At 58.9% G+C, this 21,071-nt stretch carries 23 protein-coding genes; 4 read left to right on the forward strand and 19 right to left on the reverse strand.

Annotated elements, in window-relative coordinates:
- Positions 1–4: 4 nt before the first annotated feature.
- The 9 genes from icmH to tssB form a co-directional block, all read right to left on the reverse strand.
- Complete coding sequence (gene icmH, locus AC5JQH_RS08635) at positions 5–832, reverse strand: type IVB secretion system protein IcmH/DotU (RefSeq protein WP_008175723.1); 828 nt, start codon at positions 830–832, stop codon at positions 5–7.
- A gap of 3 nt (positions 833–835) precedes the next feature.
- On the reverse strand, positions 836–2,170 hold the full coding sequence (gene tssK, locus AC5JQH_RS08640; protein WP_053113255.1) for a type VI secretion system baseplate subunit TssK: 1,335 nt from the start codon (positions 2,168–2,170) through the stop codon (positions 836–838).
- A complete protein-coding gene (gene tssJ, locus AC5JQH_RS08645) occupies positions 2,170–2,703 on the reverse strand; it encodes a type VI secretion system lipoprotein TssJ (protein ID WP_008175720.1) in 534 nt (177 codons plus the stop codon). The genes tssK and tssJ overlap by 1 nt, the downstream gene beginning before the upstream one ends.
- The gene (gene tagH, locus AC5JQH_RS08650) at positions 2,700–4,016 is read right to left on the reverse strand and encodes a type VI secretion system-associated FHA domain protein TagH (RefSeq protein WP_008175718.1); all 1,317 of its coding nucleotides are present in this window, start codon (positions 4,014–4,016) and stop codon (positions 2,700–2,702) included. Before tagH ends, tssJ begins: the two co-directional genes overlap by 4 nt.
- A 20-nt stretch (positions 4,017–4,036) precedes the next feature.
- On the reverse strand, positions 4,037–5,053 hold the full coding sequence (gene tssG / locus AC5JQH_RS08655) for a type VI secretion system baseplate subunit TssG (RefSeq protein ID WP_008175716.1): 1,017 nt from the start codon (positions 5,051–5,053) through the stop codon (positions 4,037–4,039).
- Complete coding sequence (gene tssF, locus AC5JQH_RS08660) at positions 5,017–6,789, reverse strand: type VI secretion system baseplate subunit TssF (protein ID WP_493791897.1); 1,773 nt, start codon at positions 6,787–6,789, stop codon at positions 5,017–5,019. Before tssF ends, tssG begins: the two co-directional genes overlap by 37 nt.
- A gap of 146 nt (positions 6,790–6,935) precedes the next feature.
- On the reverse strand, positions 6,936–7,376 hold the full coding sequence (tssE, locus tag AC5JQH_RS08665; RefSeq protein ID WP_482902126.1) for a type VI secretion system baseplate subunit TssE: 441 nt from the start codon (positions 7,374–7,376) through the stop codon (positions 6,936–6,938).
- A 3-nt stretch (positions 7,377–7,379) separates the two neighbouring features.
- A complete protein-coding gene (tssC, locus tag AC5JQH_RS08670) occupies positions 7,380–8,861 on the reverse strand; it encodes a type VI secretion system contractile sheath large subunit (RefSeq protein WP_008175710.1) in 1,482 nt (493 codons plus the stop codon).
- Between the two features lie 56 nt (positions 8,862–8,917).
- Positions 8,918–9,415, reverse strand: coding sequence for a type VI secretion system contractile sheath small subunit (gene tssB / locus AC5JQH_RS08675; protein WP_008175709.1), 498 nt, complete (start codon positions 9,413–9,415; stop codon positions 8,918–8,920).
- Positions 9,416–9,693: 278 nt separating this feature from the next.
- Here tssB and AC5JQH_RS08680 point away from each other — a divergent pair, with 278 nt between their 5' ends.
- Together AC5JQH_RS08680 and AC5JQH_RS08685 are read left to right on the forward strand one after the other, a co-directional pair.
- Positions 9,694–9,954 (forward strand): acyl-CoA-binding protein, encoded by a 261-nt coding sequence (locus AC5JQH_RS08680; RefSeq protein ID WP_008175707.1) that lies wholly within the window; start codon positions 9,694–9,696, stop codon positions 9,952–9,954.
- 133 nt (positions 9,955–10,087) lie between these two features.
- The gene (locus tag AC5JQH_RS08685; protein ID WP_008175705.1) at positions 10,088–10,405 is read left to right on the forward strand and encodes a site-specific integrase; all 318 of its coding nucleotides are present in this window, start codon (positions 10,088–10,090) and stop codon (positions 10,403–10,405) included.
- Between the two features lie 9 nt (positions 10,406–10,414).
- On the opposite strand, the gene AC5JQH_RS08690 is transcribed toward AC5JQH_RS08685, so the two are convergent.
- The gene (locus AC5JQH_RS08690) at positions 10,415–10,864 is read right to left on the reverse strand and encodes a hypothetical protein (RefSeq protein WP_493805495.1); all 450 of its coding nucleotides are present in this window, start codon (positions 10,862–10,864) and stop codon (positions 10,415–10,417) included.
- A gap of 111 nt (positions 10,865–10,975) precedes the next feature.
- Positions 10,976–11,491 carry a transcription elongation factor GreB gene (greB, locus tag AC5JQH_RS08695; protein WP_482902125.1) on the reverse strand — a complete coding sequence of 172 codons (516 nt, stop codon included), beginning with the start codon at positions 11,489–11,491 and terminating at the stop codon, positions 10,976–10,978.
- Between the two features lie 303 nt (positions 11,492–11,794).
- On the opposite strand from greB, the gene AC5JQH_RS08700 reads away from it, so the two are divergent.
- Complete coding sequence (locus tag AC5JQH_RS08700; protein WP_008175698.1) at positions 11,795–12,076, forward strand: hypothetical protein; 282 nt, start codon at positions 11,795–11,797, stop codon at positions 12,074–12,076.
- On the opposite strand, the gene AC5JQH_RS08705 is transcribed toward AC5JQH_RS08700, so the two are convergent.
- The 8 genes from AC5JQH_RS08705 to ftsY all read right to left on the reverse strand — a co-directional run bounded on the left by AC5JQH_RS08705 (position 12,070) and on the right by ftsY (position 20,227).
- Positions 12,070–13,560, reverse strand: a complete 1,491-nt coding sequence (locus AC5JQH_RS08705) for a HAMP domain-containing sensor histidine kinase (RefSeq protein WP_053113260.1) — start codon at positions 13,558–13,560, stop codon at positions 12,070–12,072. The two genes, AC5JQH_RS08700 and AC5JQH_RS08705, sit on opposite strands and share 7 nt — an antisense overlap.
- Positions 13,547–14,227, reverse strand: a complete 681-nt coding sequence (locus AC5JQH_RS08710) for a winged helix-turn-helix domain-containing protein (RefSeq protein ID WP_008175694.1) — start codon at positions 14,225–14,227, stop codon at positions 13,547–13,549. Before AC5JQH_RS08710 ends, AC5JQH_RS08705 begins: the two co-directional genes overlap by 14 nt.
- A 103-nt stretch (positions 14,228–14,330) precedes the next feature.
- Entirely contained in the window at positions 14,331–15,110 is a 780-nt protein-coding gene (hyi, locus tag AC5JQH_RS08715) for a hydroxypyruvate isomerase (RefSeq protein ID WP_008175692.1), read from the reverse strand.
- Between the two features lie 7 nt (positions 15,111–15,117).
- Positions 15,118–16,029, reverse strand: a complete 912-nt coding sequence (locus AC5JQH_RS08720) for an NAD(P)-dependent oxidoreductase (protein ID WP_493805496.1) — start codon at positions 16,027–16,029, stop codon at positions 15,118–15,120.
- 236 nt (positions 16,030–16,265) lie between these two features.
- Positions 16,266–17,126, reverse strand: a complete 861-nt coding sequence (gene rpoH, locus AC5JQH_RS08725; RefSeq protein ID WP_008175688.1) for an RNA polymerase sigma factor RpoH — start codon at positions 17,124–17,126, stop codon at positions 16,266–16,268.
- 191 nt (positions 17,127–17,317) lie between these two features.
- On the reverse strand, positions 17,318–18,325 hold the full coding sequence (gene ftsX / locus AC5JQH_RS08730) for a permease-like cell division protein FtsX (protein WP_008175686.1): 1,008 nt from the start codon (positions 18,323–18,325) through the stop codon (positions 17,318–17,320).
- Positions 18,315–19,007 (reverse strand): cell division ATP-binding protein FtsE, encoded by a 693-nt coding sequence (gene ftsE / locus AC5JQH_RS08735; RefSeq protein ID WP_008175683.1) that lies wholly within the window; start codon positions 19,005–19,007, stop codon positions 18,315–18,317. The genes ftsX and ftsE overlap by 11 nt, the downstream gene beginning before the upstream one ends.
- A 29-nt stretch (positions 19,008–19,036) precedes the next feature.
- The gene (gene ftsY, locus AC5JQH_RS08740) at positions 19,037–20,227 is read right to left on the reverse strand and encodes a signal recognition particle-docking protein FtsY (protein WP_008175681.1); all 1,191 of its coding nucleotides are present in this window, start codon (positions 20,225–20,227) and stop codon (positions 19,037–19,039) included.
- A gap of 161 nt (positions 20,228–20,388) precedes the next feature.
- Here ftsY and rsmD point away from each other — a divergent pair, with 161 nt between their 5' ends.
- Positions 20,389–21,039: a 16S rRNA (guanine(966)-N(2))-methyltransferase RsmD gene (gene rsmD, locus AC5JQH_RS08745; RefSeq protein WP_008175679.1), complete on the forward strand. Its 651-nt coding sequence runs from the start codon at positions 20,389–20,391 to the stop codon at positions 21,037–21,039.
- Positions 21,040–21,071: the final 32 nt, after the last annotated feature.

The following is a 21,071-nucleotide window of genomic DNA, read 5'->3' on the forward strand; positions in this document are numbered from 1 at the left end:
GTCCTTATTTCGGTAGTTGGTCGAGTACGCGCAATACGTCCGTGATGCGCTCGTTCAGTGCCATGTTATACAGGGAGTAGATGCCGGCCATGGCCGCCACAAACAGACCTGCAATGCCCCAGACGGGCATGCCGCTGCGCAACCGGTTCCGGGTTGGCGTTACGTTCGCCCGGGCATCCGCAAGAGGCGCCGGGTCCTGTTCCTCCTGCAACGCTTTCAGTTGCTCGTGCAGGCCACGAACAATCCGGTCGTATTCATCCCGGCCGTTTTCCATCACCTTGTACCGCCCTTCGAAACCCAGGGAGAGGCACAGGTAGATAAACGACAGCATGTCGCGATAACGGGCCGGTTCCTGCTCCATCCGGGCAAGAATGGCAAAAACCTTTTCCCCACCCCAGGTCTCGTTGTGGAAGCGGGACAGCAGGGAGTGCTGAGACCAGACGCTATGGGCGCCCCAGTCGGTCCCCAGCACGGCCTCATCGATGAAGGCGCAGAGGACGTACCGATAGGCGACAACAACCGGCCGGTCGTAACCCTGCTCCACCAGTTCCCGGTCGATGGCAGCAATCTCATCCACCACCTGCTGGTAGAGGGGTTCCACCGCGCGATAATCCGCCAGCCTGCGTATCCTGATCACCAGGCCAAGCAATGGTGTGGCGGCGTCAATCAGGCGGTTATGTTCCAACCCTCTGAGCTGGAACTGCTCGTCGACCTGGCCTTCCCTGTTGCCCTCAGCGGCTCCCCGGCTGTCGGCAAAGATCAGATCACTGAACGCACTGCTGCCGGAATTCCTGCTGCCGTTGGGTAAGTCCATTACCTGTGCATCTGCCATGATTTAGCTCCTGATTGCCCAGAACTGCATTTCCATGCCCGGGAAACTGCCGGCCACGTGGAATGCGAAGCCGCTGGCGTTGTCGAGCATTTGCCAGGCCTGGCTCTGGTCGTCCAGGCGGAAGTACACGAAGCCGGCGTGGTACGGCAACTGCCGGGGTGCAACCGGTAACGCAGCGAGCGGAATTCCCGGCAGCTGCAGGCTGATGAGATCCCGTATTTTCTCCACCGAGGCCACCTTGCACTGCTGGGTGAACTGCTTGCGCAGATCGTCCAGCGGCATGTCGGCTTTGACCGCAAGAATGAATTCCGCATCCCGGACCAACTGGGCATCCTGAACCGGGGCCACGGTCAGGCCGTACTGGCGCTGCTGAAGCTGGATAGCCAGGGCTCTTGGTTCCAGCACCGTGCTCAGGGACTGCCGCAGAACCTGCATGAGCGGGGTAAAACAATCCTCCGGCAGATCGTGGTCATAGGCCGGGTACTCCCTCGGCAGGCGCCCTTCATCGGTGAAGGTCACCAGCTCGCCACACAGTTCCAGCAGGGCTTCGAACAGCCGTTCAGGATGCAACTGGCGCAGGCGGGCCAGGTGCATGAACCTGGGATGGGCCCGGTTCAGCATCTGCAGCAACATGAAATCCGCCACATCCGCAACGCCCCCCTGCCCGGGCGCACCGACACGCTCGGCGATAGTGCGTGCCCGCTCCCGCATCAGGCCCGCCATTTCCCCGACAAATCGCTGCAGCCTCGGTGCCGCTCGCACACTCAGCATGGTCGGGATGAAGTTCGGGTCCATCACCAGGCTGCCGTCCGGGCGCTTCTCAAGAATCCGGCCGATGGCCAGGGCCGCATAGGCACTGCGATCGTCTCGCTCCAGCATCAGGCGGGGTGCAACCCGGCCCACATTGATGGTGTGGGCATCACCGTCGACCGAATGCAGATCCCGGATTTCCAGGGAGTCGGCACGGAACCGGCCCGCCACCGGGGCGTCCGGCCATTCCACTTCGGCGAGGCTGTCACTGCCCAGTGGCAGGGCCAGGTACACGATCTGATTGGCCACGGAGGCATCGGTGATTTCCATCGGCTCCGGCATCACATCGTCCTGGGGCAGACTGAAGCGGGTGCCATCCGGGAACAGGCCGGATGCCCGAACCAGGCCAACCCGGCCGAAACTCAGGTACTCTGCGTTCAGTTCCAGGTCGCTGAAGCCATACAGATAATCGGAGATCGCGAGCGCCCGTTCATTGATCTGGTGTTCCAGATATCGCTGCTGTTGCTGGAAGTGTTGGGGCTTGATGAACAGGCCATCACTCCAGACGACTCGATTGGTTACCGCCATCAGGTGTCATCCGAATGCTTGAGTTGAACTTCCCGCTCCCGCAGGTTCACCAGCAGGTTGTAGCGGCCACCGATTGGATCCACCTTCACCACTTTCTTCCACTGGGACAGGTTGGGATAGGCGTAAAAGGCGATCACGCCGATAAATCGGGTGTCCTCGCCAATCTCAAAGGGTTCGATGAACTTGAACTGGCCCGGCACCAGGGAGTAATCGCTGTGGTCCACATAGTTCTGGCCCAGTGACGACTCGAGGTCACTCAGTAGCTGGTCGAAATCCCCGGCCATCAGTAGTGAGCTGTCGCGCATCTCGATGATCTGAAACGCAACGGGCGTGGGTGCCAGGGATTCATTCGGGTTTACATCCGGTTCGGCCACCATGGTCAGACCGACCCGGCTGGGCAGATCCTCCGGGTATCCCACCGGGATATCCGGGTCCCAAAGCACTTTTGCGGTTTTGGTGACCGCGTTATAGGGTGTGCTGCATCCGGCAAGCACGAATACGATGGCCAGCAAACTCCATTTGCAGGTCTTCACAACGGGTTCTCCCTCTGTAGTTGGCGCAGGTTCTGGTCGTAAGCCTGTTCGAACACTTCCTGGAACAGACGCTCGAATCCCTGCTGACGACTGGATTTCAACTCTCGGTAATAATGCTGGTACATATCCCATGCCCAGCGTCCCTCGTCCTCGTTCTGGCGCAGTCCCCGGCGGTAACCATGGAAACGACGCAGCAAGGCCTCGGGCGAAAAGGCATGCAGGATGGCCTCCAATGCCTCGCTGATGGCCTCACGGGTTGCCTGCTGGTGATGATTCAGGCTCTGCAGACTCTCCCGCACCGCCGCCGGCGCCGACAGGTGAACCGGGCTACGATGGCTGGCGAACAGGGTCTGCACCGTATCCTCATAACCCTCACCCAACCGCAGTGGATTATCCTCGATGGGTTGCAGGCGGGTTCGCAGCGCCTGATGCCTGCTGTCTTCTCCCTGATGCAGGGCCAACAGGCCTTCCACGGTCGACTTCAGTGTTTGCCCTACTTCCTCCAGGAACAGACGCATCTCGTCGCTGTCGGCAAAGTCCAGCCCGACTTCCATACCCCGCAACAGGGGGGCACCACTGATGTGCTTGCTGCTCTGATCGGAAGCCTCCCTGCGATCAGTGCTCTCTGAAATCTCAGACATCCTGTCTTTCTCTCCTTTGCGAACTGGCAGGCCCATCGCTACGTCGCGGTTTTCACGGTACTCATCCGAAACCTGCCTTTCGGCGGCGCGCCAGGAGGTCTCGCTGACCATCAGCGCGTCAGCATCCGACTTCTGTTGGTCCGGCTGTAGGTTCCAGGGTGCCAATGGGTCATCACTGACTGCCTCCCCGGCTATCGCGCCAAAATTCTGCAGCGGCTCCGGGTTCTCAGTCTGGCTGGTTAAGTACTCGGCCCGCATCAGCGGCCCTTCATCGACATCAATCAGTTGCCGGGCCTGATCTGCCTCACCTCTCTCAAGCAGCGGTTCACTTACAACCTCGGCCAACTCCGCACGAAGTTGATAGCGACCAATACTGATGGTATCGCCATGATTCAGTCGTGCCCGACGGCCCCGACCCACCGGCTGACTTGCGCTATTGATGTAGGTCCGGCCACTGCGATCAATCAGGCAGAAGCCGCCGTCCAGAAAACGGATCTCCGCGTGGCCGGGAACCGCACCCGTTCGGTGGGACGATAACCGCCAGGTATCACTGGCTGCTGTACCGATAGAGCCGCCACGAACACTGAAGCAGTGGTCGATGGTTGCCCCGCCGCCAGCAACAGTCGGATTGGTGACTGTCAGTTTGAGTCCCACAGCCTGTTGTTCATCCATGAATATCTTCCCTGCCGGATTCACCGGCGAATCTGGATCCGGACCGCCGGTCGGCGCCTGGCCTTTTCCGGGGTCACGAAGGAATTCCAGCCCAGCCGCACATCTTCTCCCAGCTCCATGGGACGGATGTCTTTCGGACGCATTTGAAGCTCCAGGTCGTACGCCAGCTGCTCCCGTGTGGTGAACTCAACGAGCTTGACCAGGCGTTGGTGGTCCTGGCCATTAGGCAGGAAATCCGCAAAGCGCTGTCGGCTGAGATTTCGCAACCGGAGCACGAATTTACCACTGCGATCCCGAATGGCCGATCCCACCAGTGTGTCGCTGCCCAGACAGGCGTTAGCCTGGCCTAGTCGGGTCTGCTGATCATCGGCGATGGCCACCTTGCGCAGGACCCACTGTTCAATACTGACATCATCCAGATCGAAGCAATGGGCAACGATGCCGCTCACCACCTCAGGCGACCGGCTACGACCGGCCATCAGGCCGGAATAGGCCAGCATCTTGGACCAGTTCACCGGTGTCGCCTCCCGCAACCGGCTGTCGCCCAGACCTATCAGGGCAAAGATCAGCTCTGAAAAGCCGTCCGAGGCACCGGGTTGAAACCGAACGTAGTAGCGATACTTGCGCCATGCCCGGTGGAACAGCGTGACCAGGCGATGATTGAAAAAATCAAGAAAATGCCGCCGGATGCCCAGATTCTGCCCCGCTTCCCAGGCCAGGTCTTCAAGGTAATAGCCCGGCAATGGCGACTGGGAGCCGTGCAACCCCAGAAAGCTGACTTCCATCTGATACGGGGCATGCTCGTGCTCCGGCGACAGCGCCGAAACCACATCGCTGCCGGGAAACCCCAACCCTGCGGAAGCAGAAAACCGGATCCGTTCCTGGCGGGGTTGGTCGTCGCTGTTTCGCTCCAGATCATCCCCGTGATGCCGGTGAATCAGGTCCACCAGCTGGAAAAAACTGTATCGCCGCGCATTGCCCAGAACGGGTTGCAGCTCGGCTACATCAGCGGCTGCTGACCTTGCTGTAACGTCCATGTGTACCGTTCCTGATTATCGGTGTTCACCACTTCCAGTTGGTGAAATGCGTTGATACTGGCGTAAAGAGCAAAGAACTGGCTGAGAACCGTGCCGAACAGGTAAAGATCACCTTCCGATGCAAAGGCCTGCTGGTCCAGTTTCAGTACCGAGCGGATCCCGCGCACCGGCAGGCCCTTGACCATCCGGTCAACCGGGGATGTCTCGATACCGGTAATACCGGCCAGACGCTTCTGGGACACCCGCTCCGCCTGACGGTCCACCAGGGCCCGGAAATCATAGACCCGCAGCACCGTGCGCAGGGCATCCACGTCCAGCATGGACAGGTAATTGAGTGACAGATTCGAGATCAGCGTCCACAACAGGCTGCCATCCAGGGTTGGCCGCAGGGTCGCGGTGGGCCGGGTAATGTTGCTGAAGGTGGCAAACGCCGGCGTGCTCTCGGTCGCCATGCAGATTTCGCCTACCGCCAGCTGGCTGGGCAACTGGTGATTGGTGCAGGTGAGGGTCAGGGAAACCGCTTCCTGCCGGCTCAGGCACTCGGACTCGTCGCCCCGGACAAACGACATGTAATGATCAAAGCCGTCCCCGCGCACGCTGTCCCGGGCCCGGACCCGGTAGTACAGGGCGGTACGTCCCCGGTCCCGTTCCACCTCATGCTGGAAACTCTCGAAGGCCGTGTAGATGCGGGGCTCACCGCGCCCGGACCGACCCTCCAGCCAGCCTTCCACCTGCTCGATGCTGAACACCTCGTAGTGGTCCGGGGAGCGGCTGGACGGTGAAATCCGGTATTCGGTCTGGCGGCCGTTCAGATCCACCGGCTCGCCTTCGTGGGTAAACAGATTCACCGCCGGGGTGCAGTAGAGTTGGAAATTGTCCTCCCGCACTTTCGCATCCGGCGGCAATATCCGGCTGAAATGAAACCGCAGGCTGATTTCATCCGCCTGCAGCGCCGGTAGCCGGCGGGCCAGGCCGTGGATGTCCACGAAACGGAAGGCCTCAGGGAAGCTGAGGTATTCCTGCAAAATGCGATAGCCGGGGTAGGCGTTCTTTGGGTACGGCAGCAGAGCCTCATCGTTGCCAAATCCCACCGGCTGCAACAGCGAGGCCGGCAGGCGGTAAACAGCCTCGCCCACCACAAGATCGATGCGTTCCAAATAGTGGTTCAGCCAGAGAAACAGGGTTTCGGCGATATGACTCTCGCCGCCCAGATAAAAGCGCAGGCTGTCCATACCCAGTGACGACAGGGGCTGATCGGTGTGTAGCGCCAGGTCCACGGTCACTGAGGACACTTCCCGTGAGTGCTCGGCATGGGCCGCCGCCACGCTCACCGGGAACACATCCACCGCCCGGCAAGTGCGGAACCGACACTGGGTCTGGCGATTGGCATCGCCCAGGGGCCGGCTCTTGATCTCGGTGTGGCGGTCTACCCTCTGGCGCTCACTGATTGCATGCAACTGCGGATCAAACCGCATGATGGTGCAACTGGGCACCGGCCGCAGATAATTCGGCCACAGCATGTTCAGCAGCGAGTGGGTAATCTCCGGGAACTCGTCCTCGACCTTTTCCCGGAGCTTTCCGGTCAAAAAGGCGAAGCCTTCCAGTAGGCGTTCCACATCCGGGTCTGTGCTCTGCTCCGACAGAAAGCGGGTCAACTGCGGATGGGCATCCGCGAATTCCCGGCCCTGGAGCCTGAGAAAGCTTAATTCGTCCCGGTAAAAGCGATTCAACTTCATACAACTACCGCATCCTTGGGAGTATGAGACGGTCGGTACACTTTTCTTCCGGGAAAAAACAACTCGCTGCGCTCAGACATTTTTTTCCCTGCAGAAAAGCATCCCCACCGTCTCTCGCCATCCTTGGTGTTTGCTTATCCGTTTCGTTACACCACCTGGTAGTAACGTTTGTCATCCAACACTAAATCTATGGTCGTTTTGTCGTCATTTGCGCCGACATTCAGGTACACGGTCACCTGAAACCGCAACTGCAGCGGATCGGGTCCCTGGGGCAGATTAACCACATCCACCCGCTTCACCCTGGGTTCGAACTTCTCGATGCACTGCCGGATCGCGCCACGGATCTGGACGCTCAGATCGTGGGTGCCGAGCGTGGCGTCGTTGAAATCCAGCAACCCCAGATCTGGTACGCTGGCGCTGTTGCCCGGATGGGCGTTCAGCAGGCGGACCAGGTGGCGTTTGATGGATTCAACAACATGGGTGACCTCCCCCATGCTCTGACCGGGCGGCGCGGCGGCCTGTTCCAGTCGTTCGAACAGGCTGCCGCTGCTGGCCTGCGATCCGTCGCTGGCCGGGTGATGGAACACGGATTAGTCCTTGTCCAGTCGGCCAACCAGTGACAGTTCGAAGTTGGCGCCCATGTACTTGAAGTGGGGCCGAACCGCCAGGGACACCTGGTACCAGCCCGGATCGCCTTCCACGTCAGAAACGGTGACCTGTGCCGCGCGCAGGGGGCGACGGCTGCGGACTTCGGCGGGGGGGTTTTCCTGGTCGGCCACGTACTGGCGAATCCAGGTGTTCAGCTCCCGCTCCAGGTCCTGGCGCTCTTTCCATGAGCCGATCTGTTCCCGCTGCAGGACCTTGATGTAGTGGGCCAGGCGGTTAACGATCATCATGTAAGGCAGCTGGGTACCCAGCTTGTAGTTGGTTTCCGCTTCCTTGCCTTCCTTGGTGTTGGGGAACTGCTTGGGTTTCTGCACCGAGTTGGCGGAGAAGAAGGCCGCGTTATCGCTGCCCTTGCGCATGGTCAGGGCAATGAAGCCTTCGTCGGCCATTTCGTATTCGCGACGATCGGTAATCAGCACTTCGGTCGGGATCTTGGCTTCCAGTTGACCGAAGGATTCGAACAGGTGCACCGGCAGGTCCTCGACTGCGCCACCGCTTTGGGGACCGATGATGTTCGGGCACCAGCGGTACTTGGCGAAGCTTTCGGTAAGGCGGGTGGCCAGCAGGTAGGCTGTGTTGCCCCACAGGTAATGCTCGTGGTCCGCCGATACGTCTTCCTTGTAGTTGAAGCTGCGCACCGGGTTTTCGGTGGGATCGTAAGGTACCCGCAGCAGGAAGCGCGGTGAGGTCAGGCCCAGATAGCGGGCGTCTTCGGATTCACGCAGGGAGCGCCATTTAGCGTATTTCGGGCCTTCGAAAACGGCCTTCAGTTCCTTGATGGCGGGTAGTTCCTGGTAGCTGTCGACGCCAAAGAACGACGGTGCCACTGAGGACAGAAACGGAGCATGGGCCATCGCTCCGACCGACGATACGTACTGCAGCAACTTCATGTCGGGTGTGGACGGGGTAAAGGCGTAGTTGCCAACAACCGCGCCGACCGGTTCACCACCGAACTGGCCATATTCCGTGGAATAGATGTGCTTGTAGAACCCGGTCTGGGTAACGTCCGGCGCGAACTCGAAGTCTTCCAGCAGCTCGGTCTTGGTGGCGTGGAGGATATCCACCTTGATGTTCTCACGGAAATCGGTGCGGTCCACCATGAGTTTCAGGCCGCGCCATGAAGATTCCAGCTCCTGCAGCTTGGGCGCGTGCAGGATTTCATCCATCTGGGCGCTGATCTTTCGATCCAGCTCCACCACCATCTGGTCCACCAGGGCCTTGTTGACCGGCTGGCCTTTTTCGTCGCTTTTCAGCAGGTTGGCAATAAACGTTGCCACGCCCTTGCGAGCAACATCGTAACCCTCATCCGCCGGCGCCATGCGGCTGTTGGCCATGACCTGGTCGAGGAGAGAGCCTTCAGTGACGGATTCGGAGGCAGCAGATTGCTGCACAGCAGTATCAGACATACCACATCCTTTTAGTACGTTTTGAATTCAGTCGGAAATTATGAGCGGGTGTTCCCTTACTCGTTGCTGTCTGTGGCCAGTTCCAGTTCGGCCAGCAGCTTGTCCCGGGCGTCGTCGTTGTCCAGCAGTTCCTGAAGCTTGGAACGGAACGACGGTACGTTACCCAATGGGCCTTTCAGGGCCACCAGGGCTTCCCGCAGTTCAATCAGCTTGTTCAGCTCCGGAACCTGACGGGCAACGCTGTCGGGAGAGAAGTCATCAAGGGTCTGGAATTCCAGGTTTACCGGCAGTTCGTCGGCTTCCTCATCCAGCTTGTTGGTCACGGTGGTGGAAAGGGTCAGGCCGGCTTCCTTCATGACCGAACGGAAGTTGTTCTTGTCGACGGAAATGGCCTTGCGATCTTCGATGGGGGTTTCTTCGGCGTGTCCCTTGAAATCACCAACCACGAACATCTTCAGCGGCAACTCGGTTTCTGCCTGCTGATCTCCGGTGGCGGGGACGTACTTGATATTGATGCGCTCTTTAGGCGCGACGGAACCGTCTTTTGAAGACATGCGCTTGCTCCCTGTGCAAATCATTTGCAATTGTTCAATCCCTTGTACGCACCCTCCTGGCGCGCAACGATCAAAACTCTACACAGATCACTTGCCAGGCTCAAGCAAAAACTGGCCAACTTTGTTCGCGAATGTGCGGCCGGGCAAGCTTTTGCCAGAATACGCGGGATCTCCAATCTGTCATCACTCATACGAAAATTCAGTCAATGACGGCATTGTTGGCTGTGGCTATACTCGCCCAACGAGCAGGATCAACACGAAACCATAAGGAGATCAACATGAGTGACCTGAAAACCCGCTTCGACGAAGCCGTGAATTACATCCAGACTGCCGAGGGCGACTTCAAACCGTCCAACGAGATGAAACTGGAGTTCTATGCGCTCTATAAGCAGGCCACCGAGGGAGATGTGTCCGGCAAGCGCCCGGGCATGATGGATTTTGTCGGCCGCGCCAAGTTTGATGCCTGGGAAAAGGCTAAGGGCATGTCCAGCGATGAGGCCATGCAGAAGTACATAGACAAGCTTGAAGCCCTGAAATAACTGGTGTTCCAGCCCAGACTCTGGTCGAAAAATGACCAGAGTCAATCTTCCTGAATAAAGCTTTGCGCTCGTAAATGAGCTGTCATAAGATGCGCGCAAAATAACAATACCAATTCACCAGGAAGAGTAATTTATGGACATCACGGAAGCGCTGGAACAGTCCCAGCCAGGCTTGGTGGCACGGGTCAAGGACGCCATCCACGAACAAAAGCTCAATCAACGCTCTGAGCAAACCTACCTGCACTGGATCACACGGTTCGTGCTGTTTAGCGACATGAAAGATCCGGATGCGCTGGCCAATGAAGACCGCCGGCTGTTTCTGGAATACCTGAACGATCGCATGCGGGTATCCCGGGCGCGTTTCAATCAGGCCAGTCAGGCCCTGGCATTTTTCTATGAAGATGTACTTGGTAAAACGCCCGCCGGAGACAACGGCTGCGCCGCAGCCTGATAGCCTGTCTCAACGCTCATTCATATTGATGTTAAGCGCATCGTAAGTGCGGTTCTCGGGTGGGCGGATCACGTAGTTGTTGCTGTGGGTCTGCCCGGGAATGGATTTCGGATTGCTGAACCGGAACTCCACCGGAATCTGTGATCGGCCGAGGTCCGTGCGGTTATCTCCGGGTCGAAGCCCGAGGGGCTCCAGGTAGAAGTCGTCTTCAACCCGGGGTTTGAGCGGTACACCCGCAGCCGGTGCCGCAAGGCCACCCTCGATAACGGTATTGGCCAGCGTCTCTTCCTCCATGGAATTCAGCTGGATGGTGTGGATGGTTGAGCGTTCTTCGTACTGGAAAGCACTGTCCTGCGCATCGCTCTGCGCAAAGGCCGCACCGGCAGAAAATGCCGCAGCCAAGACAAGCACCGTGATTACCCTGCTCTGAACGTTCCCCGCTTCTCCACGCATACCCATGGCATTTACCCCGGCAGACGATCCTGTCTGCGACCAGTTGTGACAAATTTTGATCAGTTTATCGACAAATCACACAACCTGCCCGGGCACTCGCCAATTTTGTGACATCATTCACTTGTCGTCGGATGGCGCCTCGTAGCGAATTCCTACGACAAAGACCGACTTCCAACCTTCCGGCGTGCGAACGCTCACTTCGTCGTCAAGGCGTTTGCCGATCAGGGCCCGGGCGAGCGGTGAGTTGATGCTGAGGTAGCCTTTGTTCAGATCAAACTCGTCCGCGCCGACCAGCCGATAGGTCTGCTCATCACCGTCCTCGTCTTCCACCGTCACCCAGGCGCCAAAAAACACCTTGTCCCGGTCATCCGGCAAATGGTCAACCACGGTAAGCTCTTCCAGGCGTTTGCTGAGGAAACGCACCCGCCGGTCGATTTCCCGTAACTGCTTCTTGCCGTAGATGTACTCGGCATTCTCGGACCGATCGCCAAGGGCGGCGGCTTCACGCACGGCCTGGGTGACTTTCGGGCGCTTTACCTTCCAGAGATACTGCAATTCATCACGCAAGGCCCGCTCGCCTTCCGGCGTGATGTATCGCGGGCGGGGGCCGCCATTACCGGGAACCTGGGTCATTGGTTTTGCAACGTCCTCTGCCAGATGGGAATCAGAAATGGGAAGGGCATAAAAAAACCCCGTAAAAACGGGGTAAGGCTAGCGCTGTGCTGGAGGGAGAAGCAAGCAACAAATCGTGCAGGCTTCCAAAGCTACAGTTTCCATTATGCACAGCCTGGATTACACCGGAGTGGCCGAGGAATTACCTTTTGGTCAGGGAATATGAAGACCCGCGAAGTCGGAATTAGGTTGCACACTCTAGGTCCTGAGCATAGCGTTAGCGTCATACAGATTTTTACCGCTTCCATTCACGGAGATACCAATATGAACACTCAGACCCTGCTGAACTTGGCGCTTAATGGCGTGGATGCCATAGGCTACCGGCTGGACCAGTACGGGATTACCGGCAAGATCAACCGCCACAACATTGCGGCTTTTCTGGCGGTAGAGCAGAAGCACCTGGAAGGTGAATGGGACAGCATTCAGGTACGCGTGAACCGTCGCCGCTCCCAGGTTGAAAGGATTACTCACGAAATCGAGTCGCGCAGAGATGCATTGGTTGCCCCGGTGCTGTCGAGGATCAACCGGTTTCGCGCCAGTCAGTGAGTATTTACGCCGGTTGATTGAGAGGCGGCCCGGGTTTCCCCGGCCGCTGAATCTGCCGGCTGTTCCGCCTGGGCCGCGCGAATGCGTTTGCGGGCTTCGGTAAAGGCGGGAATCTTCACAGCCACGGTCAGCCCCGGCGACGCCTCTCCGGGATGCGTATCGCTCAGGACAATCCGGCCCTGATGTATTTCCGCAACAGCGCTCACAAGGCTCAGGCCCAGACCATTACCCGGTAAAGAACGGCTCTTGCCTACCCGGTAAAACCGCTGGAAGACCTGGTCTTTCTCGGCATCGGGAATACCGATTCCACTGTCCCGGACTTCAAACACCGCATCGGCACCCTCGCGCCGAACAGATACGCCTATAACGCCATGCTCCGGCGTATATTTGATAGCGTTATCAATCAGGTTGCTGACCATCTGGAACAGAAGGTCGCGGTCGCCCTCGATCATCACTCCGCTTTCCAGGCCCTGCTCGAACGACTGGTCCTTATCCTCAGCCAAGGCCTCATAGAGCTCACAGGCATCGGTGACCAACTCATCCAGCGGCACAGGTTTCATGTCGGCGGTATTACCACGGGTTTCCAGGCGGGCGATGCGCAACAATGCGTTGAAGGTGGCCAGCAGCTGATCGGCCTCCGCCACGGCGCGGCCGGCCTGCTCCCTCGCCTCGTCGTTATCCACCGACATCAGCGTGTTTTCAAGCTGGTTGCGGAGTCGGGTCAGGGGCGTGCGCAAATCGTGGGCAATACTGTCGGAAACGTGCCGGATGCCCTCCATCAGATACACAATCCGGTCCAGCATCTGATTGAGGTTTTCCGCCAGCTGGTCGAAATCATCGTCGGTGCCACGGGTTGGTATCCGCAGGGAAAGGTGGCCGTTCATGATCCGACGTGATGTGTTGTTGATAACCTCGATACGCCGGGTCGTACTGCGGCTCATCAGGAAGCCACCAAGCAGCGCAAGGGCAAGGGTGATCCCCATACCCCAGTTGATGGCGGTTTCAATTACCCGCTTGAGGTTAGTGAGTTCGTCGACATCCCGCCCGACCAGCAGGCGCAAGCCACCCTGAACCTCAAAGATCCGGGCACGGGCGAGGCGTTCGGGCCCGGTCCAGCCGACGGATTCGTTCAGGGTGAAGTTGATCCAGCCGCTCTCTGAACGGCTGCCTTCCGGCCAGGTCTCTATGTTGCCGGCCAGCTTCAGAAAGTCGTCGGTGGTCAGCAGATAGATGGATTTGGCGTTGGGGTCGCGGGCAACACGTTCACGGATGATGGTGATGAGGCCATTTACGCCACGGCCACGATACTGCTCCGCCAGACCGGCGATTTCCGCTTCAATGGTTTCGTCGGTCTGGGCGGTCATGAAGCCCGCCGTACGCCAGTAGATAAAGGCCAGTAACAGAAATACCGAGGTGGCGAACACCACCATGTACAGCAGGGCTAGCTGGAAGGACGAGGTCCTGAGCTGGCTAAGCAGTTTCACGTAACATGTACCCTGCACCCCGGATGGTCTGCAGTAAGGGTGTATCGAATTCCTTATCGATCTTGGCTCGCAGCCGGCTGATGTGTACGTCGATAACGTTGGTCTGGGGATCGAAATGGTAATCCCAGACTTTCTCCAGCAACATGGTCCGGGTGACCACCTGGCCGGCATTACGCATCAGGTACTCCAGCAGACGGAACTCCCGCGGCTGGACATCAATATTCTGGCCGGCCCGCTTTACCGTGCGTGCAAGCAGATCCATTTCGAGATCGGCGACCCGCAGTACGGTCTCGGTTTCCGCCGACTGCCGATTTCTGCGCACCAGGGATTCGATACGGGCCAACAATTCGGTGAATGAAAACGGCTTGGTGAGGTAGTCATCGCCGCCGCCACGCAAACCTTCCACGCGGTCGTCCACATCACCCAGGGCGCTGAGAATCAGAACCGGCACCTGGTTTCCGGTCGCACGCACGGTTTTGATAATGGACAGACCGTCCATTCCCGGCAGCATGCGATCTACAATCATGATGTCGTAATCCTCGCTGGCCGCCATCATCATGCCTTCCTTGCCATCGGCTGCATGGTCGACCACGAAGTCGGATTCCTTCAGCCCTTTGACAAGATAATTTGCAACGTCCTGATCGTCTTCGATTACCAGCGCTTTCACCGGCTCTCCTCCCGATAGCGGATTACAGTAACGACAAGGGTACGAAGAAGTTGGCAACCCGGCCAGTTACGATCTTGTAAGAGGGTGTCGCCAATGGCGACGGTCAGGCTTTCCCCGGAAACCAGCCTAGACTGTCACCGGTTGCCCCGGTAGGCCGGTATTCCGCGCTTACCCAGCCGTCATATCCCATGGCATCGATGGCCGCAAAAACATTCGAAAAGTTAATCTCCCCCGTGCCGGGTTCATGTCGCCCCGGGTTGTCCGCAAACTGAATGTGGCCGATCCAGGGCAAAAGACACTCCATGGAGCGCACCAGATCCCCTTCCATGATTTGCATATGGTAAAGGTCGTACTGCAGGCGCACGTTGTCCGCGTCGATTTCCTCGATCAGTGCGAGCACCTTGCCGGAGGTATCCAGTACGAAGCCTGGCATATCCACGCGCGAGTTAATGGCTTCCAGGCACAGGGTGATACCCTCGTCAGCCAGCCTGCCCGCTGCCCAGGCGACATTACTCACCAACGTCTGCCAGGCAATGTCATCGGAAACGTTCGCCGGCTTCAGCCCCGCAAGGCAGTTCAGCTGCCGGCAGCCAAGGGCTTTGGCATAGTCGATCGCCTGATCCACGCCGGCCTGGAACTCCTCAACCCGGTCCGGCAGGCAGGCGATGCCCCGTTCACCGGCGTCCCAGTTACCGGGCGGCAGATTGAACAGCACCTGAGTCAGCTGATTATCGCTCAGCATCTGGCCGAGTCGCTCTTTGGGGTAGGCATAGGGGAACAGGTATTCCACGCCCTCAAAACCCGCGGCCCGGGCCATGGCAAAGCGCTCGGGAAAGTCCACTTCCGTGAACAGCATGGACAGATTGGCAGCAAAACGGGGCATGGCGTGTTTACTCCTTCGGTCCGCGGCCAAGGGAGCCAAGCAGGGCACCGTTCAGATGCTCCAGCTCCAGCAACAGGCCACTGTGGTCGACATCACTGTGGCCATTGGCCACCAGCGACAGGTATTCATTGTGCGTCTGTTGAGCCAGGGGCAGGGTCAACCCTTCCGCACGGGCCTCATCCAAAATCATCCGCATGTCCTTTAGCTGGATCCGAGCCGGCGCGCCGGGTGCAAATTCCCGGTCGATCATCCGCTGGCCATGGAGCTCCAGAATCCGGCTACCGGCAAACCCGCCCAGCAACGCTTCCCGCACAGCGGCAGGATCGGCACCGCCTTTCGCCGCCAGCAAAAGCGCCTCGGACACAGCACCAATGGTGATACCAACAATAGCCTGATTGGCCAGCTTCGCCAGTTGCCCCGCGCCAACAGGACCAATCCGCGTGCACTTGCCGAGCGCCTCGAACACCGGCCGGGCGCGATCCACATCCGCTTCCGAGCCACCCGCCATGATACTCAGGCGGGCTTCAGCCGCGCCCACAGTCCCCCCGGACACCGGCGCATCCACATACCCAGCGCCCTGCTCTGCAACCAACTCGCCATGCCGCCGGGCCACGGAAGATTGAATTGAACTCATATCAATCACCAGCGCGCCCGGCTTCAGGGCATCAATCGCGCCCTGGGCGACCAGCACCTGCTCCACCACATCGCTGTTCTCCAGCATGGTGATCACCACATCGGCATTGGCAACCGCTTCCGCCGGGGATTCGGCGATCACCGCCTCAGAGGCAAACGGCTCGCACTTGCTGGACGTGCGGTTCCACAGAGTCATTGGAAAACCCGCGTTCAGGAGGTTACGGGTCATGGGCGCGCCCATCAGGCCGATGCCAAGGAATGCGATATGAAGGTGTTTATGAGTCATTTTTCAGGCCTTGTACGAAGGTTGGAGAAGGGATTGGGTGGGCCTTTCCAGAACCGTGCGGAGCCATGGATAGCGGAGCCGAGCGTACATGGATGTATTCACAGCGTGTTTTGGAAAGGCCCACCCAATCGCTTCTGCACCCAGGTCAAGTTTCCGATTATACAAACAAAAACGCCACCAACCGGAACCGGTGGTGGCGTTTTTACGACTCAAGTATTCAGTGGCTAGCCAATAACTCAGGCCACCTCTGACATCTGCATGCGAATCTTCTTCATCGCATTTTTCTCCAGCTGCCGGATACGCTCGGCCGAGACGCCGTACCTGTCGGCCAGCTCGTGCAGGGTCGACTTGCTTTCAGACAACCAGCGCTCCCGGAGAATATCCTGGCTGCGCTCATCCAATTGCCCCAGAGCCTGCATCAGCCGGCCATTGGAATCGTCCGACCAATCCGCGTTCTCAAGCTGGGTCGCCGGGTTGCTGCGAGCGTCTTCCAGATAGTACGCAGGCGCCTGATAGGCGTTGTCGTCATCGTCGTCCTGAGGACCGTCAAAGGCGGTATCCTGAGACGCCAGCCGGCCTTCCATTTCGCGGACAACCCTGGGCTCGACACCCAGATCCTCGGCAACAGCGTTCAGCTCATCATGGCTGAGCCACGCAAGCTTCTTCTTCTGGCTGCGAAGGTTAAAGAACAGCTTACGCTGGGCCTTGGTGGTGGCCACTTTAACAATCCGCCAGTTACGCAGGATAAACTCGTGAATCTCTGCCTTGATCCAGTGCACCGCAAAAGACACCAGCCGCACACCGTACTCAGGATTGAAGCGCTTGACCGCCTTCATCAGGCCAACGTTGCCTTCCTGGATCAAATCCGCCTGAGCGAGGCCATAGCCGGAATAGCTCCGGGCAATGTGAATCACGAAGCGCAGGTGGGACATAACCAGCTGACGGGCGGCTTCCACATCGCCCTCGTAATGGAGCCGTTCAGCCAGCTCCCGCTCTTCGTCAACTGTGAGCACCGGGATGCGGCTCGCAGCCTGAATATAAGACTCGAGATTCTGACCCGGAACCAGTCTGTCAACCAGTTGTAAACTCGTACCCATGCTCTAACCTCCGAACCCAACGGCCCTAAATATATCAATTACCCTTTAGACCGCCAAGAACCCTGAAAGTTCCCGAAATTCCCAGTAAAACGTTATAAAACAACTATCTGGGAAATTCACCGTGGCTTTACTATCTAACAACTTACGCCAATAGAAGCTGTCTCTTCAATACGGTTTTCCCGTTATTCGGATCATGCTCCTCCGGCAATATCACCCGGCTCCATGTCATCCAGATGACGCTTCACGGCCACCCAAGCGCCTAGCCAGCCTAGCAGCATCGAAACAATTATCAACGCCAGGGCGCCATCAATGTGCAGCCCATCCAGGGAAAAGTCGCTCCTGTACAGGCCTGCCAGCCGCTCTATGGGCCCGCTGAGCCACCAAAGTGACAATTGCAGTAATATCAGGGCAACAATCCCACCACCGAGCCCGAACCAGGCGCCGGTGTACAGAAAGGGCCTGCGAACGAAGCTGTCTGTTCCGCCCACCAGCTTCGCAACCAGAATCTCGTCCCGACGGCTCTCGATTGAAAGCCGTACGGTATTGCCGATCACCAGCACAACCGCCGCCGCAAGCAGGATCGCCAACGCCCAGACAGCACGGGCAAGAAGATCCGTCATGGCGTTCAGCCGCTGCAACCAGCCCAGGTCTACCTGAACCCGCTCTATGCCTTCCATGCCCTCGATAAACCGCACCAACCCCTCAACACCCTCAGTGGACCGGGCGCCCTCTTCCGGGGTAATCAGCAGGGTATGTGGCAGCGGATTATCCTCGAGATAGTCCAGAGCATCTTCCAGGCCCGATGAAGCGCGGAACTCCGCAAGCGCCTGGTCGCGATCCACCAGCTCAACACCTGCCACCCGGCCGTCTCCGGAAATCTCGTTACCCAGCACTCGGGCTCGTTCGAGAGGCACATCCAACTCGATATAGGCGGTCACCCGGGCGCTGCTCTCCCAGCCTGCGCTGACTCCCTGAAGACTGGTCAGCAGCAACAGCAATGCCACTGGCAGCGCCAGGGCAACCCCCATGACCGTCCACGTCATCAGACTCGCCACCGGTGTATGCAAAAGGCGGTTGGCACTGTCCCTGGCGACCTTGCGGTGATGGATGAAATAACTTTCTGCCTGCTCACGCCAGGGCGCGCGAGCCTGGTTGGCGCCGCGGGTAGGCTGTGCTTTCTTGCGGGGATCAGCGGCCATGGACACCTCCCCCGAGAACTGGCGTGCCGCCGGCCACCAGACGGCCATGATCCAGCTTCAGCGTTCGACGCCCCATCTCGTTGATCAGGGCGATGTCGTGGGTTGCGATCAACACGGTCACACCCACCTGGCTGAACTGCCCGAACAGATTCATGATGTCCGCAGACAGAGCCGGGTCCAGGTTACCCGTGGGCTCATCCGCCAGCAGCACCGGGGGTTTGTTCACCACCGCCCGGGCAATACCCACGCGCTGCTGCTCCCCGCCAGAGAGCTGCATCGGGTTCATTTTTTCCTTCTGCAGCAAACCCACCTTGTCCAGGGCCGCGCGCACGCGGCGACCCGTATCTCTGGGGGAGGCGCCCATGACTTCCAGTGGCATGGCGACGTTGTCGAACACCGTGCGATCAAACAACAGTTGGTGGTTCTGGAAGACCACGCCAATGTGACGACGAATGTAGGGAATCTGGCGTCGGGGCAAACGGTTCAGAACCTGCCCCCCAACCACCACTTCACCGGCACTGGGGCGCTCCATCACCATGATCAGCTTCAGAAGGGTACTCTTGCCGGCGCCGGAATGGCCGGTCAGGAACGCCAGCTCGCCGCGTTCCAGGCCAAAATTGACCTGTCGCAGAGCGGTGTGATCACTGTCGTAACGCTTGGTGACCTGGCGAAACTCAATCATGGGCGGCTTCCGCGCGGCTGGATTCCGGGCTATTCGTCAAACAGGGCGTCCACAAAGGTTTCGGCATCAAAACTGCGCAGGTCGTCCACCTGCTCGCCGACACCAATAAACCGGATGGGCAACTGCAACTGACGGGCGATGGCAAACACGATACCGCCTTTGGCCGTGCCGTCCAGTTTCGTTAACGTAATGCCACTGACGCCGACGGCCTGCTGGAACACCTGCGCCTGGCTCAGGGCGTTCTGGCCGGTGCCTGCATCCAGCACCAGCATGACCTCGTGGGGTGCGGATTCGTCCAGCTTTTTCATAACCCGGACCACCTTTTCCAGCTCCTGCATCAGGTTGTCCTTGTTCTGCAGGCGGCCGGCAGTATCGGCAATCACCACATCAACACCACGGGACTTGGCCGACTGGATGGCATCGAAAATCACCGAGGCACTGTCAGCGCCGGTGTGTTGCGCCACCACCGGAACCTTGTTGCGCTCGCCCCAGACCTGCAGCTGCTCAACCGCAGCGGCACGGAAGGTATCGCCGGCTGCCAGCATGACCGATTTTCCTTCGTTCTGGAATTTCTTGGTGAGCTTGCCGATGGTGGTGGTCTTGCCCACCCCATTTACGCCCACCATGAGAATCACGTAAGGCGTCTTGCCGGAGTCGATCTGCAGTGGCTTGGTGACATCCTTCAGCAGACCATGCAGTTCATCCCTCAGAGCCTTACGCAGGGCCTCGCCGTCTTTGAGCTGATTGCGCTCAAGTTTGTCGGTGAGTGAGTCGATGATTTCAGAAGTGGCGGTTACGCCGACGTCTGCCATCAGCAGCGTAGTCTCGATTTCCTCCAGCAGTTCCTCATCGATTTTCTTGCCAAGCGAGAACATGTCGGACAAGCCACCGGTCAGGCTTGCCCGGGTTTTGCCCAACCCCTTTTTGATGCGCTCGAAAACGCTGACCTGAGGCTCCGGTTCCGGTGCTTTCTGCGGTTCTTCCGCGGGCTCGGGCTCTGGGGTCGGTTCCGGCTCAGCCACCGGCTCTGGTTGTGGCTCTGCGGCAGGCGCTTCAATCTCGCCCTCTTCCGGCTCTGGTGCCGGCCCTTTGGAAACCTCGGGCTTGCGCTGCGGCACCGGCTTGGGGCGTGGTGCCCGGCTACGGTTGCCGACGATATCCAGGACAAATACGAGCACAAGAAGGGCCAGGAGGCCGATTGAAATCCACTCTGCCGTCATAAAAATCAATCCATCAGTCTGAATGGGCGGGACAAAGAAAGCCGGTATTCTAGCAGACTGTCCCGGTGAAGTGAGGGTCGCTCCGATTATCGCGACCGTAAACGTTTCCGGTAAGATGCAGGCACATATCCTGAACCGAATATTTCCGTGGAGCGGCGGCTATGGCGCGCAGACAATCCGCAAGCAGGTCTCACCAGACGAGATCCCCAGCCGGTCGCGAGGCGGCTCCGGCTGGCAAAGGCAGCGGCACAGGTGAGCTGCGAATCATTGGCGGCGACTGGCGCAGCCGGAAACTGCGCTTTCCGGACGCCGGTGGCGTTCGACCCACCCCCGCGCGCACCCGGGAAACCCTGTTCAACTGGCTTGCCTTCCACCTTGCCGGCAGTGACTGCCTCGATTTGTTCGCCGGCTCCGGCGCGCTTGGGCTAGAGGCTCTTTCCCGGGGTGCCGGGCAGGCCACCCTCGTGGACCACACGCCAGCTCTGGCCAAAGCACTGCGGGACAACCTCCGGTTGTTGAAATCCGACAACGGCGAAGTGGTGTGTTCGGACGTCGAAAGCTATCTGGCCCAGAGAAACCGGCCGCCATTCGATATCGTGTTCATGGATCCGCCGTTTCGCCAGGGCTGGCTCGAAAAGCTGTTTCCGTTGCTGGAACAACAGGCGTGGATCAAACCCGGCGGCTGGGTTTACATGGAACACGAGAGCGAGCTGCCAACGCCTTCTGTGCCCGTTTCCTGGCAGCTGCACAGGCAAAAGAGTGCGGGACAGGTCACCTACTCCCTGTTCCGGGTTGTTTCCGGGCCAGAATAAAAAAGGGCCAGATGAACGCTTTCATCTGGCCC

Source organism: Marinobacter sp. H13 (genome assembly GCF_059072335.1).

Bases quoted from the DNA above. Each gene is read 5' to 3' on its own strand.
- icmH (WP_008175723.1), bottom strand. From the start codon at position 832: ATGGCAGATGCACAGGTAATGGACTTACCCAACGGCAGCAGGAATTCC.
- tssK (WP_053113255.1), bottom strand. From the start codon at position 2,170: ATGGCGGTAACCAATCGAGTCGTCTGGAGTGATGGCCTGTTCATCAAG.
- tagH (WP_008175718.1), bottom strand. From the start codon at position 4,016: ATGGATGAACAACAGGCTGTGGGACTCAAACTGACAGTCACCAATCCG.
- tssG (WP_008175716.1), bottom strand. From the start codon at position 5,053: ATGGACGTTACAGCAAGGTCAGCAGCCGCTGATGTAGCCGAGCTGCAA.
- tssF (WP_493791897.1), bottom strand. From the start codon at position 6,789: ATGAAGTTGAATCGCTTTTACCGGGACGAATTAAGCTTTCTCAGGCTC.
- tssC (WP_008175710.1), bottom strand. From the start codon at position 8,861: ATGTCTGATACTGCTGTGCAGCAATCTGCTGCCTCCGAATCCGTCACT.
- tssB (WP_008175709.1), bottom strand. From the start codon at position 9,415: ATGTCTTCAAAAGACGGTTCCGTCGCGCCTAAAGAGCGCATCAATATC.
- AC5JQH_RS08680 (WP_008175707.1), top strand. From the start codon at position 9,694: ATGAGTGACCTGAAAACCCGCTTCGACGAAGCCGTGAATTACATCCAG.
- AC5JQH_RS08685 (WP_008175705.1), top strand. From the start codon at position 10,088: ATGGACATCACGGAAGCGCTGGAACAGTCCCAGCCAGGCTTGGTGGCA.
- AC5JQH_RS08690 (WP_493805495.1), bottom strand. From the start codon at position 10,864: ATGGGTATGCGTGGAGAAGCGGGGAACGTTCAGAGCAGGGTAATCACG.
- greB (WP_482902125.1), bottom strand. From the start codon at position 11,491: ATGACCCAGGTTCCCGGTAATGGCGGCCCCCGCCCGCGATACATCACG.
- AC5JQH_RS08700 (WP_008175698.1), top strand. From the start codon at position 11,795: ATGAACACTCAGACCCTGCTGAACTTGGCGCTTAATGGCGTGGATGCC.
- hyi (WP_008175692.1), bottom strand. From the start codon at position 15,110: ATGCCCCGTTTTGCTGCCAATCTGTCCATGCTGTTCACGGAAGTGGAC.
- AC5JQH_RS08720 (WP_493805496.1), bottom strand. From the start codon at position 16,029: ATGACTCATAAACACCTTCATATCGCATTCCTTGGCATCGGCCTGATG.
- rpoH (WP_008175688.1), bottom strand. From the start codon at position 17,126: ATGGGTACGAGTTTACAACTGGTTGACAGACTGGTTCCGGGTCAGAAT.
- ftsX (WP_008175686.1), bottom strand. From the start codon at position 18,325: ATGGCCGCTGATCCCCGCAAGAAAGCACAGCCTACCCGCGGCGCCAAC.
- ftsE (WP_008175683.1), bottom strand. From the start codon at position 19,007: ATGATTGAGTTTCGCCAGGTCACCAAGCGTTACGACAGTGATCACACC.
- ftsY (WP_008175681.1), bottom strand. From the start codon at position 20,227: ATGACGGCAGAGTGGATTTCAATCGGCCTCCTGGCCCTTCTTGTGCTC.
- rsmD (WP_008175679.1), top strand. From the start codon at position 20,389: ATGGCGCGCAGACAATCCGCAAGCAGGTCTCACCAGACGAGATCCCCA.